Raw genomic sequence first — 19,912 nt, forward strand, 5'->3', positions numbered from 1 at the left:
CTTCGACGTTAGTCTTGGGTGGTAATCTAGAGGGGGATGAGCGGTGTGAGCTACTCGGCTGGGCGCCGAGTGCTTTTGTTGTTTTGCGGGCTGTATGCGTTTGGATAGGAGCAGCTAGATTATCCGGCACCATTTGATGTGGCGGCTGTTAAATCCAACCTTTTTGGCGGGCAATACGCGCTGCATCTACACGGTTAGCGGCATTAAGCTTGGAGATAGTCTCCGACAAATAATTGCGCACGGTACCTTCAGAAAGGCACAGCACCAGCGCAATTTCGGCGGTGGTCTTGCCTTCAGCGGCTAAGCGCAGGGCGCGGCGTTCTTTGTCATTGAGTGGATCGGTTTCACCTAAGGCCATCATCGCCAGTTCGCCATCTATGACTCGCTTGCCGTCCATGACTCGGTGAATTGCTTCAACTAACTGATCCGACGGTGCATCCTTCAGCAGAAAGCCTGCCACACCCATGTCTATAGCGCGGCGAATGTAACCAGCGCGGCCAAAAGTGGTAATGATAATGGTCTTGGTGGGAATCTTTTGATTCAGCACCCACTGCGCCAATTCTAAACCTGAGCGGCCTGGCATTTCTATATCGGTAAGTAAAATGTCGTAGCTGTTCTGTTTCATCAGCAGCCATGCGCGGTCGCCGTCTTCGGCTTGGGTGATTTCAAAACCATCTTCCATACTAAGCAAGGCGGCAAGTGCACCGCGTACCATGGATTGATCTTCTGCGAGAAGTATTTTCATAAGTTAAGCCTGATGCTGTTCTTTAAGCGGCAGTGAAATCGTAAATTCACAGCCTTTATTAATTGAGCTTTGAATGTCGCCCGCCAGTGCATGCAAGCGCTCTTGAATACCCGATAAACCGTTGCCCGGCACAAGGCTTTTTACTTCGCCGTTGTCGTGCATTGAAACTTCCAATTTGCCGCAGAGTTTGCGAAACATAATGCGGCAGTGGTTGCCCTTACTGTGGCGCAGCACATTGGTCGTGAGTTCGGTTAGGGCAAGAATAATGGCGGTTTCCGCGCGCGCAGACAGTTGTGGAATTTCACCTTTTAGCTCCACCACAAAGCCCTTTTGCCGAAGCTGGTCGCACAGTTGCATCACTTCTCCCGACAGCCCGCGATGTTTATAGCCAGAAACAGTTTGGCGCACGAGGCTCAAGCTATTGCGCGCGATTTGGTGCAGCTCGGACAGGTGCTGCTGCGCCTGCTCATGCTTTGCTTGCTTTAGGAGTTTTTCGGCTAGTTCGGCTTTAAGGGCGATGCTCGATAGGCTGTGGCCAAGAATATCGTGCAGGTCGCGTGCAATGCGTTCGCGCTCAGCAATAACGGCAAGCTGCTCTATTTCCTGGCGGCTTTGGATCCAGCTAATGCGCGACTCCAAACGCATTCTTTCGATGTAGCCAAAAATACTGATTGTCACTATGCCGGTAACGGCAGGTAGTACAAAAGCGGGAATGGGGTAGGGGTAGTAATACTGCAGCGCCGCAATGACACCCAAGAGCATTCCCAAAAACATCAGGTAGCGACGGGTGCTGTAAAAGTAACCTAATAAGAAACCCAAATAAGTAAAAAAGGTGCTGGAGCCGGGGGTGTAGGGCGTAATCAACAGCGCAAGAATCACAATCATGCTGATGGGGCGCCAAGCATCCTGTGGCCGTACCCGCGTACCCCAGAGATAAATTGCCACAAACAACGCATAAGCCGATGTCAGTAGTACATAGCCTTCTAGGCTAAAACTCATGTAATAGAGCGGCACAAAGTAATAAAAGCTAAAAATTAGCCAAATCCACGATTTTTCAGAGTGAAGTTTATTATCGCAGGCGTATTTATCTGAAGGTTTCATAATGGTTGTCATGATGCTCGTTTCTAACCAGTCTGCCGTCTTCTCTTGTGTAATGCCAGCCCTGAAAGTAATCAGTCGCCTGTGACAAATGTCAGCCGCGTAGCAATGAATTCGATACGGCGGCGAAAAGCTGTCATTGAAAATCGGTATACTGTCCCCAGATCTGGTTCAAGTTATTGTTTTTATTTATCTTATTGAGGTTCTAATGGAAAAGTTAATTGAAACGTTGCTCTATCGTTCGCGCTGGGTCTTGGCACCTATTTATCTGGGGTTGAGTTTGGCGGTATTCGCCTTGGCGATTAAGTTTTTTGAGGAGGTTTATCATCTGCTCAGTCACGTGTTTATTGTGAGTGAAGCAGATTTGATCCTTACGATTTTGACGCTAATCGACATTGCCATGGTAGGTGGCTTGTTGATTATGGTGATGATGAGCGGCTATGAGAACTTCGTATCCCAACTGGATGTACCGGAAAGCGAAGAAAAGTTGGGTTGGCTGGGCAAGATGGACTCTTCCTCGCTCAAAGCTAAAATCGCCGCCAGTATTGTGGCAATTTCTTCCATTCACCTGCTTAAGCAGTTTATGGGTATTACGCTTGATATGACCAAATACACTGAGGAAAATCCCTTTCCTGCAGAAGCGCTGATGTGGTTTGTGATTATCCACATGACCTTTGTGGTTTCAGCTTTTATGATGGGTTATTTGGATACTAAAACTATTAAGCACTAAGCGAAAGCTCACTGCAGGCACCTTGCCTGCAGTGAGCTTTTTACTTCCCACCGAATGTATCTCTGCCTAGGCTTCCTTCCTCCGTTCACCTCTTGTGACTGCTAGCCAATTCTGCGCCAATAGCGTGTATTGCCTCGTTCTCTTTTCGCTTTGTTAAAAAACGCAAAAAGTCGGCGCGAAGCGGTAGTGTGCTGCATCATGCTCCGTACAAAATGATTTCCACCGTAAACCTATATAAGTCCTAAAGAGAGTAGATCTATGCGGAACATTATCAGCTCATACTTGTTGATCTGCTCACTGTTATTGATAACGGCCTGCGCCAATCAGCATGCACATAAATCGGCTGCACCTGAACAGCTTTTGCGACTCTCCTATAACAGTGTGCTGGATGATGAAGCGCACGAGTACTTTGTCTATTTGCCGCGCGGCTATGGCGACCAACCCGCAAAAAAATGGCCTGTTATGTTGTTTTTACACGGTAACGGCGAACGCGGTAATGGCCGCGATGAGTTGGATTATGTGCTCAGCCATGGCCCGCTATACGAAGCGTGGATTCAAAAGAAAGACCTGCCTTTTATTATTATCTCGCCACAGCTTGCCATGCTGGGGATGGACAAGGTGCCTTACATCGCCGATCGTACGCGCACCCAAATTCCACTGCGATTAGCCGAAGGTACGCCGCCGCGCAATGCGCGTTTTGGTACACCACAAGCAATGAGCGCGGGCGAAGAAATAAAAGATATGCAGGCAGTCGCGCCACTTTTGCCTATGGGTTGGGAGCAAGTAGAGCAGGATTTATTAGGTATGATGCAGCAGGTGCAGCAACAGTTTCATACCGATAGCTCACGTCTTTATCTTACCGGCTTAAGTTACGGTGGTTTTGGTACTTGGTATATGGCGAGTAAGCATCCTGACATGTTTGCGGCCATTGCGCCTGTTGTAGGTTGGGGGCATCCAGATTTGATGGCACCCATTGCCCAAGCAGATATTCCTATATGGGTTTTTGCGGGTGGGCGCGATACGTCGGTTGAGAAAAAATATTTTTACGCCGGGATTAATAAGCTCGAAACACTCGGCATTAGCGAGCTGCGCTTTAGTGTTGAAGAAGATATGGGGCACGATACCTGGACTCGCGTCTACAGCGGCGATGATCTCTACACTTGGTTACTGCAACATCACAAATAAAGTGTAAAAGCTCACGTCAGGTTTGAGGGGGGGTACGCCCCTCAGGTTTTTTGCGGTTTAGGTTTTTTTGTTTAGTTATTTTTAGGCGGCGTAAGTATTCGATTAACACCATAAAGACTGATGCCCCAGGTTGCTATCAGCAAACCGAGTAACAGCAAGGCTATAAATGCAAAAATATCTGGTGCTTTCATCAGTGTTGTCATGAGTGAATCTTGATAGTAAAAAAACCATTGATGACCATCGGGGAATATCTGTTCGTGAAACCAATAGAAAACATCTTTTGCGCCTATGGCCATAACAATGGCCGCGAGGCTGGCGAGCCCTACTACAAACCCCAGTAAAATTTTTGGCAGCGACGGAAGACGGCGTTTTTGTGTATAGGCTAGCGCAATTAAGCCCAACCAGATAAGCGCTCCCAGGCTACCCACCGCATAAAATGTATCGATTAAATTTGCCACATCCTGCAGGTGAATAATTTCTGCCTCATGCATGAACGGCGTGGACTCGCCATTCGCGAGCTTATAGCTAATCGTGGTTAAACCTTTCCCGCTGGATTGGATCCCATCGCTGATCTCCCCAAACAAACGCCAGTGCTCTGCAGGCGCGACAAATTCAAATTCTTTTTTGTAGTGGTTAAGTGGTGCGAACTTGGCGATATGTGCCTCCAGCCCAAGCAGTTTATAGCCTTGGGGGTAAGCAAAGTGTATTTGGGCGGCCAAGTGCCAACTGAGTAGCGCCAAAGCGAGCAATTGGCAGGTGAAAAATAGAGGCCAAAAACAGTAGCGAGAAATCACTTTCATGGGAGCCTATTAAGGTTCGTTATTGATGGGTGGGTGATGAAAGGCGCTAACTTAGCATGACTAGCGCTAGGCTTCAGCCGGCACGATGATATTGTCAGCAGCCTGTGAGCAGGTAAAGAAAACATAAAGCACCTGCATAATCAATTTATATGATTTATTATTCCCATTTCATAAGAAAACGTCCCTTTTATACATCACAATAAGATTCAACTACATCACTCGGAGTCTTGCTATGGCGAATTGTCAGCTGTTTTCCTCTGTATTTAAGCCTATGCGCTATCTATTGGCATTTTGCATCCTGCTTATTGCAGTTATCAGTAACCTAAGTTTTGCGACTGAGACACAGCGCGAACGCTTGTCGCTGGACCAAGGTTGGCTGTTTCATTTGGGCGATGTACCTTTTCCTGAGGTGAAGGGCCACGGTGCGAGCTACAACCACGCTAAGGCCGGTAACGCGGGCGGTGCGGCGGCCTTAGAGTATGACGATTCTACGTGGCGCCAGTTGGATTTACCGCACGATTGGGCGGTGGAGGGGCCGTTTGATCCCAATGCCAATGTCTCTCAGGGCTATAGGCCGCGCGGCATAGGTTGGTACCGCCGCTATTTGCGCGTGGAGGAAAGCGAACGCGGCCGTCACCTTGAGCTGCAGTTCGACGCTATTGCGACTCATGCGACCGTTTGGGTGAATGGCAATGTCGTGCATCGCAATTGGTCGGGTTACAACGCCAGCTATATCGATATCACTCCCTATCTGCGCTATGGCGATGCACTTAATACTATTGCTGTTCGCGTCGATGCAGATGCTATGGAGGGCTGGTGGTATGAGGGTGCAGGTATCTATCGCCACACCTGGTTGGTAAAGCGCAGCCCGCTGCATATAGTGACCGATGGTGTGCATGCGACACCGCGCGAAACGAAAAAAAATCATTGGGAAATTCCGCTAGACATCACCCTCAACAACAGCGGTAAAGACGCTGCCAACGCAAGCATAATCGCTGAACTGTTTGATCCCTCAGGCAAAAAAGTGGCGACGGCGAAAACCCAGGTGCGCGTTCCAGTGCTTGCGCAAACCAGCGGGCAGTTGGCGCTGAAAATTAAGCAGCCGCAACTCTGGTCGATAGAGAATAGGCATTTGTATCGCGTCGAGACTCGCGTTGAACAAAATGGCAAGGCGGTTGATGCGGCGTCACTTAATACCGGCTTTAGACGTATTCGTTTCGATGCGCAGCAGGGCTTTTTTCTCAATGATGAGCATGTGAAATTAAAAGGCGTTTGTATCCATCAAGATCACGCGGGCGTGGGTGTAGCCGTGCCAGATTCTATTTGGGAATACCGCTTGCGCCGCCTAAAAGAATTGGGCGTTAACGCCATTCGCTTTGCCCATAATGCGCCCGCCGCCGAAGTATTGGATATGGTTGATCGCATGGGCTTTGTGGTGATGGATGAAAACCGCAACTTTAATCCCTCGCCCGACTACATGAAACAATTGGAGTGGATGGTGCGCCGCGACCGCCATCACCCCGGTATTATTTTGTGGTCAGTATTTAATGAGGAGCCCGTGCAAGGCAGTGAAGTGGGTTATGAAATGGTGCGCCGTATGGTGGCCGTCGTTAAGCAGTTGGATGACACTCGTCCCGTCACGGCGGCTATGAATGGTGGTTTCTTTACGCCATTAAATGTATCGCACGCGGTGGATGTGTTGGGCGCAAATTATCAGGTGCCCGATTACGATCGCTATCATGCCGCTAACCCCAAAATGCCTTTTACCAGCTCGGAAGATACCTCGGCATTTATGACACGGGGTGAATTTACCACCGATAAAAGCAAAAACATTATTGCCAGCTACGATGATGATTTTGCTGTTTGGGGCAATAGCCACCGCGATGCTTGGCAAGCGGTTGATAGCCGCGATTATGTCGCGGGTGGTTTTGTGTGGACGGGTTTTGATTATCGCGGCGAACCGACACCCAACGAGTGGCCGTCAGTCAGTTCATTTTTCGGCATCATGGATTTAAATGGTTTTGCCAAAACGGCTTACTACATGCACCAAGTTCAGTGGATTAAGGATCGCCCATTGGTACATATAGCCCCCCATTGGAATTGGCCAGGTAAAGCTGGCGCGCCTATTCGGGTGATGGTGATGAGCAATGCCGAGCGCGTAAAACTATTGTTAAATGGGCGCGAATTGGGTGAACAAAAAGTTGATCCCTATCGTATGAACTTCTTCTCAGTAAACTATGTACCAGGTGTGCTTGAAGCTGTTGCATTTAATAATGAGCAAGAAGTGGCGCGCACGCGGGTTGAAACCACGGGTGCGCCTGTTGCCTTGGAACTTGTACCTGATCGCACCGCACTGAAAGGTGATGGTTGGGATGCAATGCCGATTACTGTGCGCGCGCTCGATGCACAAGGTCGCCCTGTACCTATCGCCGACAACGACGTGAGTTTTTCCATTGCGGGTACGGGCAAATCCATTGGGCACGGCAACGGCAACCCCAATTCTCATGAGGATGAAAAAGGCAGCACGCGTAAACTCTTCAATGGTTTGGCGCAATTGATCGTGCAATCTACCGCAAACGCAAGTGGTGAGCTTGTCGTCACTGCCCGTGCTGCTGGTTTAAAACCTGCACGCATTACCATTGCGGTTGACGCTGTTACTGCGATTCCTTTTGTAGCAAAAGTCGCCCCCGTGAGTTTGCTGCACTACTGGCGTATTTCACCGGCAAGTATTGTACGGCCCGACCCCAATCAACAGGTGGCCGATAACGATATGAATACCTGGGGCTGGGGGCAAATTCCCATGCTCGAGGTGCCGCCTACACAGGGTGATAACCAAGGTGGCAATTGGCGTTTGTATCGCACCCACTTTCACGCGCGCCAAGATTTATCTGACGGCACGGCACTGTTGAATTTCCGCCAGCTAAGTGGCCGCGCAGAAGTCTGGTTAGATGGAAAATTGTTGGGCAATAAAACATCTTTTGCACCGGCTCATTTTTCCCTGTCACTGCCAGCGGGGCAGGGCAGTCGCCAGATCAATGTATTAATTGAAGGCGATGGCAACACGCCCGCGGGTATTGATGGCCTCGTAGTGCTTGAGCGCGCGCAGGCTCAATAAGCTATGCTGGGTGGCCTGCTAGGGATCTGTGTAAAGAACGCCACCGTAAAAGCCAGCTGTCATTGCAGCTGGTTTTTTATTTGAGTGTTTTTTATCTGCTGTATGAGCGCAATATTGTTTAAAATTTTATGAGTTTTGTTGTATGTCTGTTGAAATAACCCATACCCCCGCAGTCACCCTATCGACGGCGCGTGAACGCGCGTTGCTCTACTGCCTTATGGCCCTGCAATTCACCGTGATTGTGGATTTTATGATCATGATGCCTCTGTCCTCGCAATTGATGGAGGCCTTTGGGATTCAGCCGGCACAGTTTGGCTTGCTCGTTTCTTCTTACTCGTTGGCGGCGGGCGCTTCAGCGCTATTGGCGTCTGCGATTGCAGACCGTTTTGATCGCCGTCATGCACTGCTATTTTGTTACGGCGGTTTAACCATAGCGACCTTGGCGTGCGGGCTTGCCGATTCTTTTGCGCTCTTATTAACCGCGCGCATAGTCGCGGGTATATTTGGTGGCGTAATGAGTGCGGTGGCCTTGGCCATTGTTGGCGATGTGATTGCACCGCAGCGCCGCGGCCACGCCATGGGCATAGTAATGCTCGCCTTTTCTCTAGCGGCAGTGGTGGGAGTGCCCTTAGGGTTATTTATTGCCAACCACTTTCATTGGCAAACACCCTTTATATTTTTGGCATTGCTCTGTGCTGTTGTGTTTGTGGTAAGTTGGAAAATTGTGCCGCCCGTGCGCAGCCATATAGAAATTCAGCCGCTGCCGGTGTTGCAGAGTTATCGCGAGCTGTTGCGCGAAAAGAATCACTGGTGGGGTTTTATTACCTCCACCTTGGTGATGTTCAGTGGTTTTATGGTGATCCCCTATATTGCACCGGCGCTGGTAGCTAACGGCGGTTTAAGCAATATGGAGCTGCCCTATATTTATTTGGTGGGCGGTGCTGTGACGTTAATTAGTCGGCCCATGATCGCGCGTTACACCGACCGTTACCCTCATGCAAAAGTGTTCAGTATTATTGTGCTGCTCAGCTTTATGCCAATTATTTTAATGACGCAAGCACTCAGTATTAATTTATGGGGGCACCTGTTGGTAGCCGCTGTGTTTTTTATCTTCGTGAGCGGGCGCTTTATCCCCTGTTCGGCATTGGTCACAGCATCCTGCGAACCGCGTTTCCGCGGGCGGGTTATGGCCTTTAATTCGGCGATGCAAAATTTAGGTTCCGGTTTGGCAGCGTTGTTAGCGGGCGTGATCATGGTGAAAGGCGAGGGTGGAATTTTATTGCATTATGATTGGGTAGGTTATATCAGTTGTGCGGTAGGGGTTTTATCAATTTGGGCGGCGAAAAAAGTGCGTGCAGTGAGTTAAACATAATCGGCATGGCGTTAAGGCCAGATAGTGAGTAAATCTAGCATTGTGGTGAATAGTCGCATAGCCTTGTAAAAATAGTGCGATGAAAAAAACGTGACTTTCATCGTCCTTGATGTCTGTCTTTTTATGTTCTTCACGTTAATATTCCTTTTGCCTAACACCTAGATTACTCAGTCGCTAAAGCGTTTCTTTTTCAGGCACAGTGTTAATGGTTGAGTGAGTGTTTGCTGCTGTTGACGCTTTCTGTTTATCAAACGCATTAACGACATGGCTGTTGCCTTTAATGCGCGCAGGGCTTTGCTCTATAAAAGCAGCATTCAATAGCTTGGCATAATCGAAGCTAAGTGAGTGTTCTGCATCAATAGTAATTCCTGGTTTTATTTCACTCGGTACTACTTCCTCAATTGGCGTTATTGTTTCAGTAGATGTTAATTGCTCTACAGGTTTAGCGTGCTCATAGCGACCGGAGGCAATGATGTTGTTTTCGTCCAACGCTTTTTTAAGTAGGCGTTGAACTTGCGCGCTAGGTGAATCTGCTGGGCAGGCAATCAAGTCCATATAATCAGTACCCAAGCGATAGGGTGGCCAGCCATGTTCCAAACCAACTTTTACCAGGGCGCTGTAGCATGTTTTTGCGCGCGCCACATCGGCAGGGTCTTGGCGATTAAATAACAAAGGAATGGTGCCAGAAAGCGTGCGCGATGAACGCGATGTGACGGCTAGCAGAGGGTCAAAGCCGTGTGCGAGCAAGCATTCGCTCATTACCTCTGCATAGCGATTTACTTCACCCGCCGTAAATGGCACTAAGGGCGCATACCATAAAATACCCGCGCCATCTTTTGCGGGGTGCGAATTCACATCAAGCTTTTTGGCGGTAGGGTCGAGTGCGTAGGCAATTTTTAAAAAAGCCACAATAGGGTAGCCTTCAACGGTACCGAGGGTATTCACTAAAGCCCCAAAGTGACGACGCAAAGCACTAAAGCCCCAACTGGGTAAATAATCCTGTAATTTTTGTAAGCTGCGAATTTGTTCTGGGCTAAAACTCCACACGCGACAATGTTTTAAGCGGCGGCGAATATCGCGCACAGCACCTGCGACAGAGGCACGTGAACCATAGAGTGTCCCCAATCCCGTCCAAGGAGAAATTTTTCGCTCAGTCGCCAGCTGTTGTAAAAACTCTGCACGCGCTTCACCGCGCAAAGGTGATACTAAGGGTGTATCAACTTGTGTTGAAAGAATACGGCGGTCGTTCATCATAATAATGCCACCAATACCTGGAATATCTTCCGTGAGCATATTTAACTGTGGCTGGCTTTCTATAAAAGCATCGTGACTTTTCCATTCAAACACTAAGATGCGTGTTGCTTCGGGTGCACGCGCTAACTGCACGCGCGCCTTGGTTACAATACCCAAACTGCCTTGACGCAAAAGACCCGCCCAAGAATGCCCTGTGCCGGCCGACCAGCGCTTGGCCATTTCGGGGCAACCTAAGTCTTGGTAGCTGTGGCGAAACTCTGTGCCATTGCCCCAGTAGCCTTCTAGTTCACAAATAGCATTGAAATGATCTGCAATCGGCGTTAAACCATAGCCACCATCTAAAGCATTGCCAAGGATGTTGCCATTGGGGCCAACACCGGTTGTCGGTACTAATAAATTCATACCGCTTTTTTTAATGGCGGCATGGAGATCAGCTTGGGTCACGCCAGGTTCAATAAGTGCAGTGGCAGAATTAGTGTCAATATAAACACGCTTTAAGTGCGAAAGATCCACAATAAAACTTTGCGAATTAACGGGTAGCGAAGTGCCATAGCCAAAATTTCTGCCGCCGCTAATTGGCCACAAGGGCACTTTGTAGTGATTCGCTAAGGCGATGACCTCTTTCACGGCATCTGCTTCTTTAATCACAATAGCGCCACTGGGCATGCGTTCGCTCGCCCCCGTATCAGCGCCGTAGGCATGAATAGCTTCTTCACGCGTTAATAGCTTTACCCCAATTAAACTTAATATTTCGCTGTAAAAAGAGTTGCTCATGGTCACGTTCCTTTCAATAAATTGACGAGTTAAAAATCGCTTGTGGTAAACCGATGCATCCTGTTGTTCAAAAAATCGGCGCTTTGTCGGCTCACTTCGAGCGCAGCAAGAAACATGACAATGTTAAAAACCTTTTTTATATCAAAAGGTTATAAGAGTTGTAGGGTGGGGTTTGACAATAAATTGACGTTTGAGACGTATAAACCGAAGGCGGGTAGACGTAGTGCTTAACTAATTTCCATGCGGTGTTTAGCTGGGATTTGGTGGCTTGAGATAGGCGTAGGAAACGTTCTGTCTACAAAACTATTTGAGCGAGTGGATGAAGTGAGTGATGAGTTGAGCACAGGGTCGCGCGTGTGTCTGTAAAACAAAATGTGGTCCAGCAATATTTTCAACTATGAGCTGAGGAAATAATGCGTGAAACTCTGCACGGCGATCATCGTGAATTAACTTGTCTTCAAGCGGGTAAATAAGTAGTGCTGGAATTTTATATTGACTGCTGGTCCGTGTACTTATGGTTTTTGCAGGGCATTGTCTTGAGCTAAGTGTTTTTAGCCGGGCTTTAAGTTGTTTGTCGCCCGCTTGCTCAATACTGCGTTTAAAACTGTTCAGTAATTCGGGCGTGGCAAGTTTGTTAAAGCACCAGCGCTGAATGAAAAAATCTGCCCCAAACCAGTGAATGGCTCGTGTTATTGGAATAAGTTGGGCAATAGGGAGTAGCCAATGCTTAACGGGGGCGAGAAACCCCGCGACAAAAATAACACCTCTTACCCGGTCCGATAGGCCGCAAATATCGAGCGCAAGCCTACAGGAGAAAGATTCCGCTAGCAGAATGATCTCATCGAATGGCAAGAGCTGTTTGAGAATAGCCTCAACGAGGCTTTCGTAGTCTTGATTAATGTCGCGGGCTAAAGGAATGATTAGAGGAGTATCTAGGAGCAATTTATCAGGCACAGACATATTAATATGTGAAAGTAACTCAGCAAATAACATTCCTGTGCCATCCATGCCTGGCAATAAAATCAACTTCATGATGTTGGCAACTTTCTAGCTGTTGTTTGCTAATAAATTAATCAGCGTCGCCTCATAAATGCGCGATAACTTATTCAAATCCTCAGCGTTGATACATTCATTTACTTTGTGAATAGTGGCATTTATCGGCCCCAACTCGACAACCTGTGCGCCTGTGGGCGCTATAAAGCGGCCGTCGGAGGTGCCGCCAGAGGTTGACAGTTCTGCATCTAAACCTGTTTCCGTTTTAATCGCCGCCACCGCTGCATTGACTAAATCGCCACGCGGGGTAAGGAAGGGGTGGCCGCTTAGGGTCCATTTAATCTCGTACTTCAAGTGGTGCTTGTTCAAAATAGCTTCAGTGCGCTCGCGCAATATTTGCTCGGTCAGTTCGGTCGAGAAGCGGAAGTTAAACACTACCTCCAGCTCACCGGGAATGACATTGGTCGCACCTGTGCCGCCGTTGATATTGGAGACTTGAAAAGTGGTAGCGGGGAAAAACTCATTGCCATTGTCCCAGTGTTCCGCCGCCAGCTCTGCCAGCGCAGGTGCCGCGCGGTGGATGGGGTTGTCGGCCAGTTGTGGGTAGGCCACATGGCCCTGAATACCTTGCACTTTTAGTACACAGCCGAGCGAACCGCGGCGGCCGTTTTTAATGACATCGCCCACTTCTTTACTGCTGGAGGGCTCGCCCACAATGCACCAAGTCATTTTGGTGTTATTGGCTTCCAGCCATTCCACCACTTTGACGGTGCCGTTAACTGATGGTCCCTCTTCATCGCTGGTAATTAAAAATGCAATGCGGCCCTTGTGATCTGGATGCTTGGCAATGAAGTTCTCGCAGGCGATTACCATACTGGCGAGTGAACCCTTCATATCTGCCGCGCCGCGTCCGTGCAGCATGCCGTCAGTAATTTTTGGCTCAAAGGGTGGGTTGCCCCAATTGGCTTCGGGGCCGGTAGGTACTACATCGGTATGGCCGGCAAACGCGAGAATCGGGCCCTCAGTACCGCGAATCGCCCAAAAATTATCTACCTCGTCAAAGCGTAAGCGTTCAGTACGAAAACCTATGGCTTCAAGGCGTTTAATCATTATGTCTTGGCAGCCGTCATCTTCGGGTGTTACCGAGCGGCAGCGAATTAAATCAACAGCGAGTTGCAGGGTGGGGCTGAGCGCAGAAGTCATTAGGTCATCCAAATTGCAGCTAAAAAAGATGACGGGATTCTACAGGTTTAGGGGGCGAGTCTCTAGGAGCAGGCGTTTTTACCCGACAGGCATACTGCCAGTTAGCTATCACATAATTCCAGCATCAAGCGGCAGAGGGCTGCCTGGGAGTGAGTTTCGGTTTTTTGCAGAATATGTTTTAACTGCCAGCGGGCGGTTTCTTTAGTGACGGCACGCTGCTGAGCGGCTTCGGCTAGCGAAGCGCCATTGACTAAGCCGGCAATTAATTCACACTCAGCCGTTGTCAGTCCGTAGGCCTTGTGCAAGTAATCAAGGGGTAGTTGGCTGTGGCGTTTTGCATCCTGCAGCAACATCACATAGCGATTTTTTGTTCCTGAGCCTTTTGCTGTTAGTGCAAGCAGGGTGATTTTTATGTGCTCTTGGAGTGGCAGGCAATAGACTGTTACAGAGGCAACCGGAGCCTCAGGATTACGCAGGTTCAGAATGGATGGGTTGCTGTTGTGCTTGGTGCTGTGTGGTGTTGTAGCTAGAGAATTCAATTGGCTTTCTTTTAATTGGTATTCACCACTTTGTGGTTCAGCCATAAAGTCGCATTGTTCAAACAGACGAAGCGCTTCAGCGTTGGCGTAGGTGATCTTAAAATCATCATTGACTAAAGCCAAGCCGATGCGGGTGTAAGCCATGAGTGTTTCGGCGGCGATTTTTGCCTGCAGTTGCTGGCAGTTGGCTTGGTAGATGCGCATAGCTTCGATCAAATGTGGAATGAGTTGTTGTAGGCGCGTGAGACTTCGAGCTGAAATAAGATCTTTGCCTTCAAAACTTTGCAGCCCCATACCTGCGCAGGAGTGATCGCCGCGCAAGAGTACAACGCCCGCTTGAAAACTTAAATTCGGCCAGAGTTTCTGCATATACTGGTCGCCCACTATGTCGCTATAGTGTTTGCCGGTATAGCTGTGAATTTCTGCCGCAGTAACTAGCTGGCCCACGCTGAGTTGCGCAAATTGGCTCTGTACTTGCGCAGCCTGCTGCTCTATAAAATCTTCAAGATACAAGTCAATAGCATCAGGCTGGGGCCGGGCTGCAGTGGCAAAACTGCGTGCACAACTGAGCCCATCGTAATAAAACAGTGTGCACTGATCGACGTCGCAGGCCTGGCTAATTTGCGCCAATAGTGGTTGCCAGGATTCAGGCTTTAGTGCGGCAGCGTAAATAGCATCTATCAATGTGGCTAAATGAAACTGGGTTTGGGTTGCGAGAATTGGGTTGTGCGCTGCGAGCGCTTGGGGTTTTGAGCGAGGGTAATGATTGTCCATGAGTTAATCCCTGCGTATAAGCATTGGTTATTTATGCTAGTACGGCGGATGTCCTGTAAGCACCACCCAAATGGGGGGGGAGTGAAATCTATTAATGGATTAAAGCTTTCGAATCTGCAAGCCGGATGGCTAGACACTGTTATTTTTTTGGCAAAGTTGTCCGGCTGGGGCAGAAATCATTGGTGAGCAAAATAAGCAGGCGCGTGAGCTCCGCTTGTGAGTGTGTCTGGGTTTTATGCATGAGTTGTTTGAGTTGCCAGCGCGTAGTTTCGGCCGAGGTGCCGCGCGCTGTCGAAATTTCTGCAGTACCCATTCCCTTTAATAACAGCTGTGCCAGTTGCGTTTCGGTCTGGGTGAATTTATAGGCTTGCTTTAAATATTGGGGAGAAATAAAACGTTGACGCTCTGGGTCATTCACAAATACTGCTAAGTAGGCTTGCCCTTCACTCGGGTCACCACTGACTTGTTGAATAGGCAAAAAGCACAGTTTTAATGGATGAGATTTTTGCGGATGGTACAGCGGTAGGCTTATACCCTCAGAGGCCAAATGACGCGCATGAAAACCAGCATCCAAAAACTCAATCAACCGCGCCTCCAAGCCAATTTGCTCCTGCTGAATATGTGCTTGTAAATGTTGCGTACGACTTAGGCTCAGTGCCTGATGGCTGTTTAAAACGGCTTCGGCTTCAGGGCTGCTAAATACGACGCGTAGATTTTTATCCAATAAAAATACCGCAAGACTGGTGCTTTTAATGGCGTCGAGTAGCGAGCTGGTTTCTGCTTTAAGTACGCTTATATGGTTGTGTAGAAACATCGCCCTAACCAAGTGAGGACTTAGGAGCTGGATGAACTCAATGGATTTCGGTGGAAGTACTTGAGATTCCGGTAGGGTAAAAACCTGTAGCGCCGCGCCCATCATATCGCCCTGAAGCAGCGGAAGGAGCAATCCATTTATAGCAGTAGGTAGTTCGCTAATGGCTAAAATATTGGTTTGTACCAGCTTCTTGGGTACGACAGAATTTTGTAAAAATGAAACTGGCTGGCCAATTTCGCTGCCCGCCACATGATATTTAATGGCACCTAGATCTTCGGCTGATTGAAATGAATCTAGAAGGTATACCGCTTGGTGGCGTGCACTAATACAAAAGCTTCGCTCCCAATGCTGTTCATCGTAAAAAATTAATGCCGCATCATCGGCATCAACAAATTGACAAATCTCTGCTAAAACTCCGCGCCACCTTGTTGAATCAAGCGCCGCTTCATAAATAGTTGCAATCAACCGACTCTCATACTCCCCAAGTTCAAACTCCCCCATGGCGCACATCCTGTCTTGTAATTCTATGGTTTTAGCATTCTATGTTGAAAATTAGTAAAAGTTCAACCCAGATGGGGGGGGAGATATGCAGTTGAAAATTATATGTTATCAGTGTGAAAGGTTTAAATTTTATGGTGAGTTGAACACATTTAGCTGGATAGATTCTTAAATTTAATTGATTTCTAATTGTTTGGAGTTGCGTAATGAATAATTGTTCTGGCCAGTCTTTACCTGTAGCAGTTCGGCGTGGCCATGGTGCCGGCTTGCGGGGTGCCTCTGTTAATCGTGGGTCTCGCGTTTTTGAGGGTAGATTTGGTAGGATGTTTCGAACGCTTCCCTCTAGTTATTTCGATCCCCAAAAATTGAAGGTTCTCGCTCAAGAAATGTCTGCGAAGCCTGAGCGTGTTAGCGATGATCCTATAAGTCAAGACTACAAAAAACCTGCTGCTGCACCTGAGATAAATAAAAAAATTCAGGACGGAGAAGAAAACATTGGAATCCCTGCAGGCTACACATATTTTGGACAATTTATTGATCATGATATGACTTTTGATCCTGCTAGCAGCATACAAAAGAAAAATGATCCTGATAGCTTAATTGATTTCAGAACACCTGCTCTAGATTTAGATTGTTTGTATGGTCGCGGGCCTGAGGATCAGCCTTATATGTACGATGCTGATCAAAGAAAGTTCCTTCTGGGGCGCGAGTTGTTTCAAGGAGATAGTCTAATTATCGCTACATATGATTTATTGCGAGTAGGGGAGAATAAGCGGGCGGTAATTGGTGATAAGCGTAACGATGAAAATGTCATAGTCTCTCAGTTACAATCTATGTTTCAGCAGTTTCATAATCGTTTAGCTGATGATAATCCCGACCTTAGTTTTGATGAGATACAACAATTGGTGCAATGGCATTATCAATATGTTGTTTTACATGATTATTTGCCTAAAATTGTTGGAATGAAAGTGATGGATGATGTTTGGAAGAGAGAAAGTGACGGGGGGTATGCGGGAAAACCAAATTTACTTTTTTATCATTATCATGACTTTCCTTATATACCTATCGAGTTTTCGGTGGCTGCTTATCGTTTTGGGCACTCGATGGTTAGGCCGATCTATAGATTGAATACAAATCATGATGACAGGGTTGATGGCGAAGATGCTAGTATTTCTGGAAGGTTTTTTATTTTTGCAGGAGTTGAAGATAGGGGTTTAAATGGATTTAAAGAGTTTCCTCAGGGTTGGGCGATAGATTGGAGTTTGTTTTTTGATATTAATGATTCTGCAAATAAAGTTGGCAAAGAAAGAGTTCAGCCGGCTTATAAAATTGACACCTCGTTAGTAAATCCATTGGCTTTTTTGCCTGAGTTTTCAAAAAATACACTCCCAAAAGGAACTGCTTTGACTATTGATGTATTGCAGTCCGTCGAAAGTAATTCAATAAGTCCAAGTAATTTAGCAATTAGAAATTTATTACGCGGCAATAGTATGGGGTTGCCAAGTGGTCAGGATGTTGCTCGTGCCATGGGCTTGTGCCCTTTAAGTGATTCTGAAATCTATATAGGGAAAGCACAGTTAAATGATGACGGGGATCCTGACGATAAATTATTGAGCGATATTGAAGGTGGATATTTTAATGGTAGGGCGCCTTTGTGGGTTTATATTCTGGCGGAATCAAATTTTCAATGGCGCCTTTCTGTGAAAAATAAACGAGAGGACGAAATTGATGGTATTTCCGTTTCGCTGGGTCCGGTTGGCGGGCGCATAGTTGCTGAAACAATTATTGGCCTCTTGATTTCAGATAGCCAGTCATACCATACCCAATTCCCCCTCTGGGAGCCTACAATTCCTATTGCTAAAGAGCGGTTGAGTGTGGGAGATATAATCAAATATGCATTGAAGCTTTAGTTGGATTTAAAAGAGAGGGGCTAATTGTTTTCCTTTTCCCTCAACTTTCACTTCCTGCCAATTACCTATAAGCTTCAGCCACTAACTAGGTTGCTAATGGTCGTGTAAAATCATTGATTCTTTGGGACTGACGAGTCAATTTTAGCTACTCAAATAAATCGTATGTGGACTACCTTAGGCGCTCTTACTGCTTCTGCTTTAATAAGTTGCTGAATAAATTTAGGATCATACTACGCGGACCATATGGATAAGACACCATTGGGTTTAAGCGATTGTCTTATGGTCTGTAAACTATCAACAGCGTAAAGGTTCGAGTTGTTGGCGCAGGTGAATATAGTTGGCAGTAGGAAGCCTCAGAGTATAATTGCTTCTTTATTTTTGGGGTGGCTATAAACGATTTCGATCATCGATTTGGGTGTTGAGCGTCCACAAGTCGTAGAGCCAGCCCAGCCCACATAAACCTAAGGTCACTAAATATAAAAGACCGGTGAGCCATTTGCCCAAATACATGCGATGCACGCCGAACAGCCCCAGAAATACTAAGAGTATCCAGGCCACAGAATAATCCACGGCGCCGGTGCGAAAGCGCGAGTCAGCTTCATTGGCCATAGACGGAATAAAAAACAAATCGATAATCCAGCCAATACCTAATAGCCCCAAGGTAAAAAACCAGAGTGTACCGGTGAGCGGCTTGCCAAAGTAAAAACGATGCGAACCCATAAACCCGAAAATCCAGGTGATGTAACCAATAAAAATCGAGTGGGTCGATGTTGCGTGTTGATTCATGGAATTCCTGTGGGATTAAAAGTGAAAAATTAGGCGTGCTGGGTTAGTTTGAGAAGCTCAATGTATCCTGTGCAAATTATAGGACACCATTTTTCCGGATTCGGATGCACATTGTTGAGACAAGTAGTAATTATTAGTGGGTAACTATCGTTATCTTTGGCCTCTATCGAAACGCTGTAACATTTATCTAGAGCTAATTGGTCCTCTTTTTATTAGTGCTTCATCTGAACCGCGAAGATAGCTGCCAGATGGCCCAGAGTTTTTAAAGTTCCATTTGGATCCATCCCATACAAATTCTTCTTTTATGGCTTTCAATTTATTTTGATAATAACCAGCGAAAATTTCTGTTTTTGATATAACTTGAAATACATAGGCATCAATATTACTTGCCCCAACTTTAATCCACTGACCTGAAGCAATGTTTTCGTTCATTTAGATTTCCTATTTCCTGAGGTGATGGTGAACTGTAAAAAATTAAGCTAAAAATAATAAAACTTTTACAGCAATTACTGACCCTAACTGATTGCTATTAGAGCACCTTATATAGGCGGCGAGAAGATAAAAAAGTACACAGGTTAATAAGTCTGACTTCGCGTTTAGAGTCACTTACCCACATAAATCGTATGGCGACTGCCTTTGCCTTTATGCGCTCTTACGTTAACGGCTTCGGCGTTAAATTGGGCTTTTTTAAGTTGCGCAATAAATTTGGGGTCGTACCAGGCCGACCATATGGCTAAGACGCCCTTGGGTTTTAGCGATTGCCTTATGGCCTGCAAACTTTCTACTGAGTAGAGGTTGGAGTTGTTGGCGTGGGTGAAGCCTTCGGGGCCGTTGTCTATATCCAACAGTACCGCATCATAGGTCGCCTGCTTGGGTTTCACTTGTTTAGATTTAAATAGCTCGGCAACATCGCCCAAATGCACGACTACTCTAGGGTCATTTAGCGGTCTGCCTGCGCATTCGCCTAGCTCGCCTTTATTCCATTCAATAATTTCAGGCACTAATTCTGCTACCACGACTTGCGCGCTGGCGGTTGTGACTTTGAGCGCGGCGGCGAGGGTGAAGCCCATGCCCATACCGCCAACCAAAACTTTGGCATTTTCAACCGTTTGAATATGAGCGCAGGCTAGTTCCGCCAAGGCCAGCTCGGAGCTGTGTACGCGGCTGTTCATTAATTCTCCGCGCGCGCCTTTTAGGTGAATAGAAAATTCCTGATCGCGCTGGGTTAGGCGCAGCTCTCCGCCATTGTTGGGAATATTGGCGGTGCCGAGTAAGGTCCAAGGGGTCATGTGGGGTCGCTTTTTAAAGGGAAGAGGCGGCAA

16 protein-coding genes are annotated in these 19,912 nt (G+C 47.3%); 5 read left to right on the forward strand and 11 right to left on the reverse strand.

Annotated features, from left to right (window positions below; genetic code table 11):
* Positions 1-148 precede the first annotated feature (148 nt).
* Both AC0KUT_RS07405 and AC0KUT_RS07410 read right to left on the reverse strand, forming a co-directional pair.
* Positions 149-745, reverse strand: coding sequence for a response regulator transcription factor (locus AC0KUT_RS07405; RefSeq protein WP_488834763.1), 597 nt, complete (start codon positions 743-745; stop codon positions 149-151).
* A gap of 3 nt (positions 746-748) precedes the next feature.
* Positions 749-1,858 carry a sensor histidine kinase gene (locus tag AC0KUT_RS07410; RefSeq protein ID WP_488834766.1) on the reverse strand — a complete coding sequence of 370 codons (1,110 nt, stop codon included), beginning with the start codon at positions 1,856-1,858 and terminating at the stop codon, positions 749-751.
* Positions 1,859-2,051: 193 nt separating this feature from the next.
* On the opposite strand from AC0KUT_RS07410, the gene AC0KUT_RS07415 reads away from it, so the two are divergent.
* Both AC0KUT_RS07415 and AC0KUT_RS07420 read left to right on the forward strand, forming a co-directional pair.
* Positions 2,052-2,573: a TIGR00645 family protein gene (locus tag AC0KUT_RS07415; protein WP_488834768.1), complete on the forward strand. Its 522-nt coding sequence runs from the start codon at positions 2,052-2,054 to the stop codon at positions 2,571-2,573.
* 258 nt (positions 2,574-2,831) lie between these two features.
* Positions 2,832-3,758 (forward strand): carboxylesterase family protein, encoded by a 927-nt coding sequence (locus AC0KUT_RS07420; protein ID WP_488834769.1) that lies wholly within the window; start codon positions 2,832-2,834, stop codon positions 3,756-3,758.
* Between the two features lie 71 nt (positions 3,759-3,829).
* Here AC0KUT_RS07420 and AC0KUT_RS07425 read toward each other — a convergent pair whose 3' ends face one another.
* The gene (locus tag AC0KUT_RS07425) at positions 3,830-4,558 is read right to left on the reverse strand and encodes a lipoprotein intramolecular transacylase Lit (protein WP_488834770.1); all 729 of its coding nucleotides are present in this window, start codon (positions 4,556-4,558) and stop codon (positions 3,830-3,832) included.
* Positions 4,559-4,790: 232 nt separating this feature from the next.
* On the opposite strand from AC0KUT_RS07425, the gene galA reads away from it, so the two are divergent.
* Both galA and AC0KUT_RS07435 read left to right on the forward strand, forming a co-directional pair.
* Positions 4,791-7,673, forward strand: coding sequence for a beta-galactosidase GalA (gene galA, locus AC0KUT_RS07430; protein ID WP_488834773.1), 2,883 nt, complete (start codon positions 4,791-4,793; stop codon positions 7,671-7,673).
* Between the two features lie 142 nt (positions 7,674-7,815).
* Positions 7,816-9,039, forward strand: coding sequence for an MFS transporter (locus tag AC0KUT_RS07435; RefSeq protein WP_488834775.1), 1,224 nt, complete (start codon positions 7,816-7,818; stop codon positions 9,037-9,039).
* A 180-nt stretch (positions 9,040-9,219) separates the two neighbouring features.
* On the opposite strand, the gene AC0KUT_RS07440 is transcribed toward AC0KUT_RS07435, so the two are convergent.
* From AC0KUT_RS07440 to AC0KUT_RS07460, 5 genes are all read right to left on the reverse strand, one after another.
* Positions 9,220-11,073 (reverse strand): FAD-binding oxidoreductase, encoded by a 1,854-nt coding sequence (locus AC0KUT_RS07440; protein WP_488834777.1) that lies wholly within the window; start codon positions 11,071-11,073, stop codon positions 9,220-9,222.
* Between the two features lie 303 nt (positions 11,074-11,376).
* Positions 11,377-12,105, reverse strand: a complete 729-nt coding sequence (locus AC0KUT_RS07445) for an alpha/beta hydrolase family protein (protein ID WP_488834778.1) — start codon at positions 12,103-12,105, stop codon at positions 11,377-11,379.
* Between the two features lie 15 nt (positions 12,106-12,120).
* A complete protein-coding gene (gene dapE, locus AC0KUT_RS07450) occupies positions 12,121-13,269 on the reverse strand; it encodes a succinyl-diaminopimelate desuccinylase (RefSeq protein WP_488834780.1) in 1,149 nt (382 codons plus the stop codon).
* Between the two features lie 101 nt (positions 13,270-13,370).
* Positions 13,371-14,582 carry a helix-turn-helix transcriptional regulator gene (locus AC0KUT_RS07455; RefSeq protein ID WP_488834781.1) on the reverse strand — a complete coding sequence of 404 codons (1,212 nt, stop codon included), beginning with the start codon at positions 14,580-14,582 and terminating at the stop codon, positions 13,371-13,373.
* Between the two features lie 139 nt (positions 14,583-14,721).
* Positions 14,722-15,897: a helix-turn-helix transcriptional regulator gene (locus AC0KUT_RS07460; RefSeq protein WP_488834782.1), complete on the reverse strand. Its 1,176-nt coding sequence runs from the start codon at positions 15,895-15,897 to the stop codon at positions 14,722-14,724.
* Positions 15,898-16,100: 203 nt separating this feature from the next.
* On the opposite strand from AC0KUT_RS07460, the gene AC0KUT_RS07465 reads away from it, so the two are divergent.
* Positions 16,101-17,804: a peroxidase family protein gene (locus AC0KUT_RS07465; protein WP_488834784.1), complete on the forward strand. Its 1,704-nt coding sequence runs from the start codon at positions 16,101-16,103 to the stop codon at positions 17,802-17,804.
* Between the two features lie 387 nt (positions 17,805-18,191).
* Here the strand turns inward: AC0KUT_RS07465 and AC0KUT_RS07470 are convergent, their stop codons facing one another.
* From AC0KUT_RS07470 to AC0KUT_RS07480, 3 genes are all read right to left on the reverse strand, one after another.
* Positions 18,192-18,590: an NINE protein gene (locus AC0KUT_RS07470; protein WP_488834786.1), complete on the reverse strand. Its 399-nt coding sequence runs from the start codon at positions 18,588-18,590 to the stop codon at positions 18,192-18,194.
* Between the two features lie 183 nt (positions 18,591-18,773).
* Positions 18,774-19,022, reverse strand: a complete 249-nt coding sequence (locus tag AC0KUT_RS07475; RefSeq protein ID WP_488834787.1) for a hypothetical protein — start codon at positions 19,020-19,022, stop codon at positions 18,774-18,776.
* Between the two features lie 170 nt (positions 19,023-19,192).
* Positions 19,193-19,879: a spermine/spermidine synthase domain-containing protein gene (locus AC0KUT_RS07480; RefSeq protein ID WP_488834788.1), complete on the reverse strand. Its 687-nt coding sequence runs from the start codon at positions 19,877-19,879 to the stop codon at positions 19,193-19,195.
* Positions 19,880-19,912: the final 33 nt, after the last annotated feature.

This window comes from Cellvibrio sp. 25HG11W-0 (genome assembly GCF_057815475.1).

What these genes read in the sequence shown, in the direction of transcription:
- AC0KUT_RS07405 (WP_488834763.1), bottom strand. Translation starts at nt 745, where the DNA reads ATGAAAATACTTCTCGCAGAAGATCAATCCATGGTACGCGGTGCACTT.
- AC0KUT_RS07410 (WP_488834766.1), bottom strand. Translation starts at nt 1,858, where the DNA reads ATGACAACCATTATGAAACCTTCAGATAAATACGCCTGCGATAATAAA.
- AC0KUT_RS07415 (WP_488834768.1), top strand. Translation starts at nt 2,052, where the DNA reads ATGGAAAAGTTAATTGAAACGTTGCTCTATCGTTCGCGCTGGGTCTTG.
- AC0KUT_RS07420 (WP_488834769.1), top strand. Translation starts at nt 2,832, where the DNA reads ATGCGGAACATTATCAGCTCATACTTGTTGATCTGCTCACTGTTATTG.
- AC0KUT_RS07425 (WP_488834770.1), bottom strand. Translation starts at nt 4,558, where the DNA reads ATGAAAGTGATTTCTCGCTACTGTTTTTGGCCTCTATTTTTCACCTGC.
- galA (WP_488834773.1), top strand. Translation starts at nt 4,791, where the DNA reads ATGGCGAATTGTCAGCTGTTTTCCTCTGTATTTAAGCCTATGCGCTAT.
- AC0KUT_RS07435 (WP_488834775.1), top strand. Translation starts at nt 7,816, where the DNA reads ATGTCTGTTGAAATAACCCATACCCCCGCAGTCACCCTATCGACGGCG.
- AC0KUT_RS07440 (WP_488834777.1), bottom strand. Translation starts at nt 11,073, where the DNA reads ATGAGCAACTCTTTTTACAGCGAAATATTAAGTTTAATTGGGGTAAAG.
- AC0KUT_RS07445 (WP_488834778.1), bottom strand. Translation starts at nt 12,105, where the DNA reads ATGAAGTTGATTTTATTGCCAGGCATGGATGGCACAGGAATGTTATTT.
- dapE (WP_488834780.1), bottom strand. Translation starts at nt 13,269, where the DNA reads ATGACTTCTGCGCTCAGCCCCACCCTGCAACTCGCTGTTGATTTAATT.
- AC0KUT_RS07455 (WP_488834781.1), bottom strand. Translation starts at nt 14,582, where the DNA reads ATGGACAATCATTACCCTCGCTCAAAACCCCAAGCGCTCGCAGCGCAC.
- AC0KUT_RS07460 (WP_488834782.1), bottom strand. Translation starts at nt 15,897, where the DNA reads ATGGGGGAGTTTGAACTTGGGGAGTATGAGAGTCGGTTGATTGCAACT.
- AC0KUT_RS07465 (WP_488834784.1), top strand. Translation starts at nt 16,101, where the DNA reads ATGAATAATTGTTCTGGCCAGTCTTTACCTGTAGCAGTTCGGCGTGGC.
- AC0KUT_RS07470 (WP_488834786.1), bottom strand. Translation starts at nt 18,590, where the DNA reads ATGAATCAACACGCAACATCGACCCACTCGATTTTTATTGGTTACATC.
- AC0KUT_RS07475 (WP_488834787.1), bottom strand. Translation starts at nt 19,022, where the DNA reads ATGAACGAAAACATTGCTTCAGGTCAGTGGATTAAAGTTGGGGCAAGT.
- AC0KUT_RS07480 (WP_488834788.1), bottom strand. Translation starts at nt 19,879, where the DNA reads ATGACCCCTTGGACCTTACTCGGCACCGCCAATATTCCCAACAATGGC.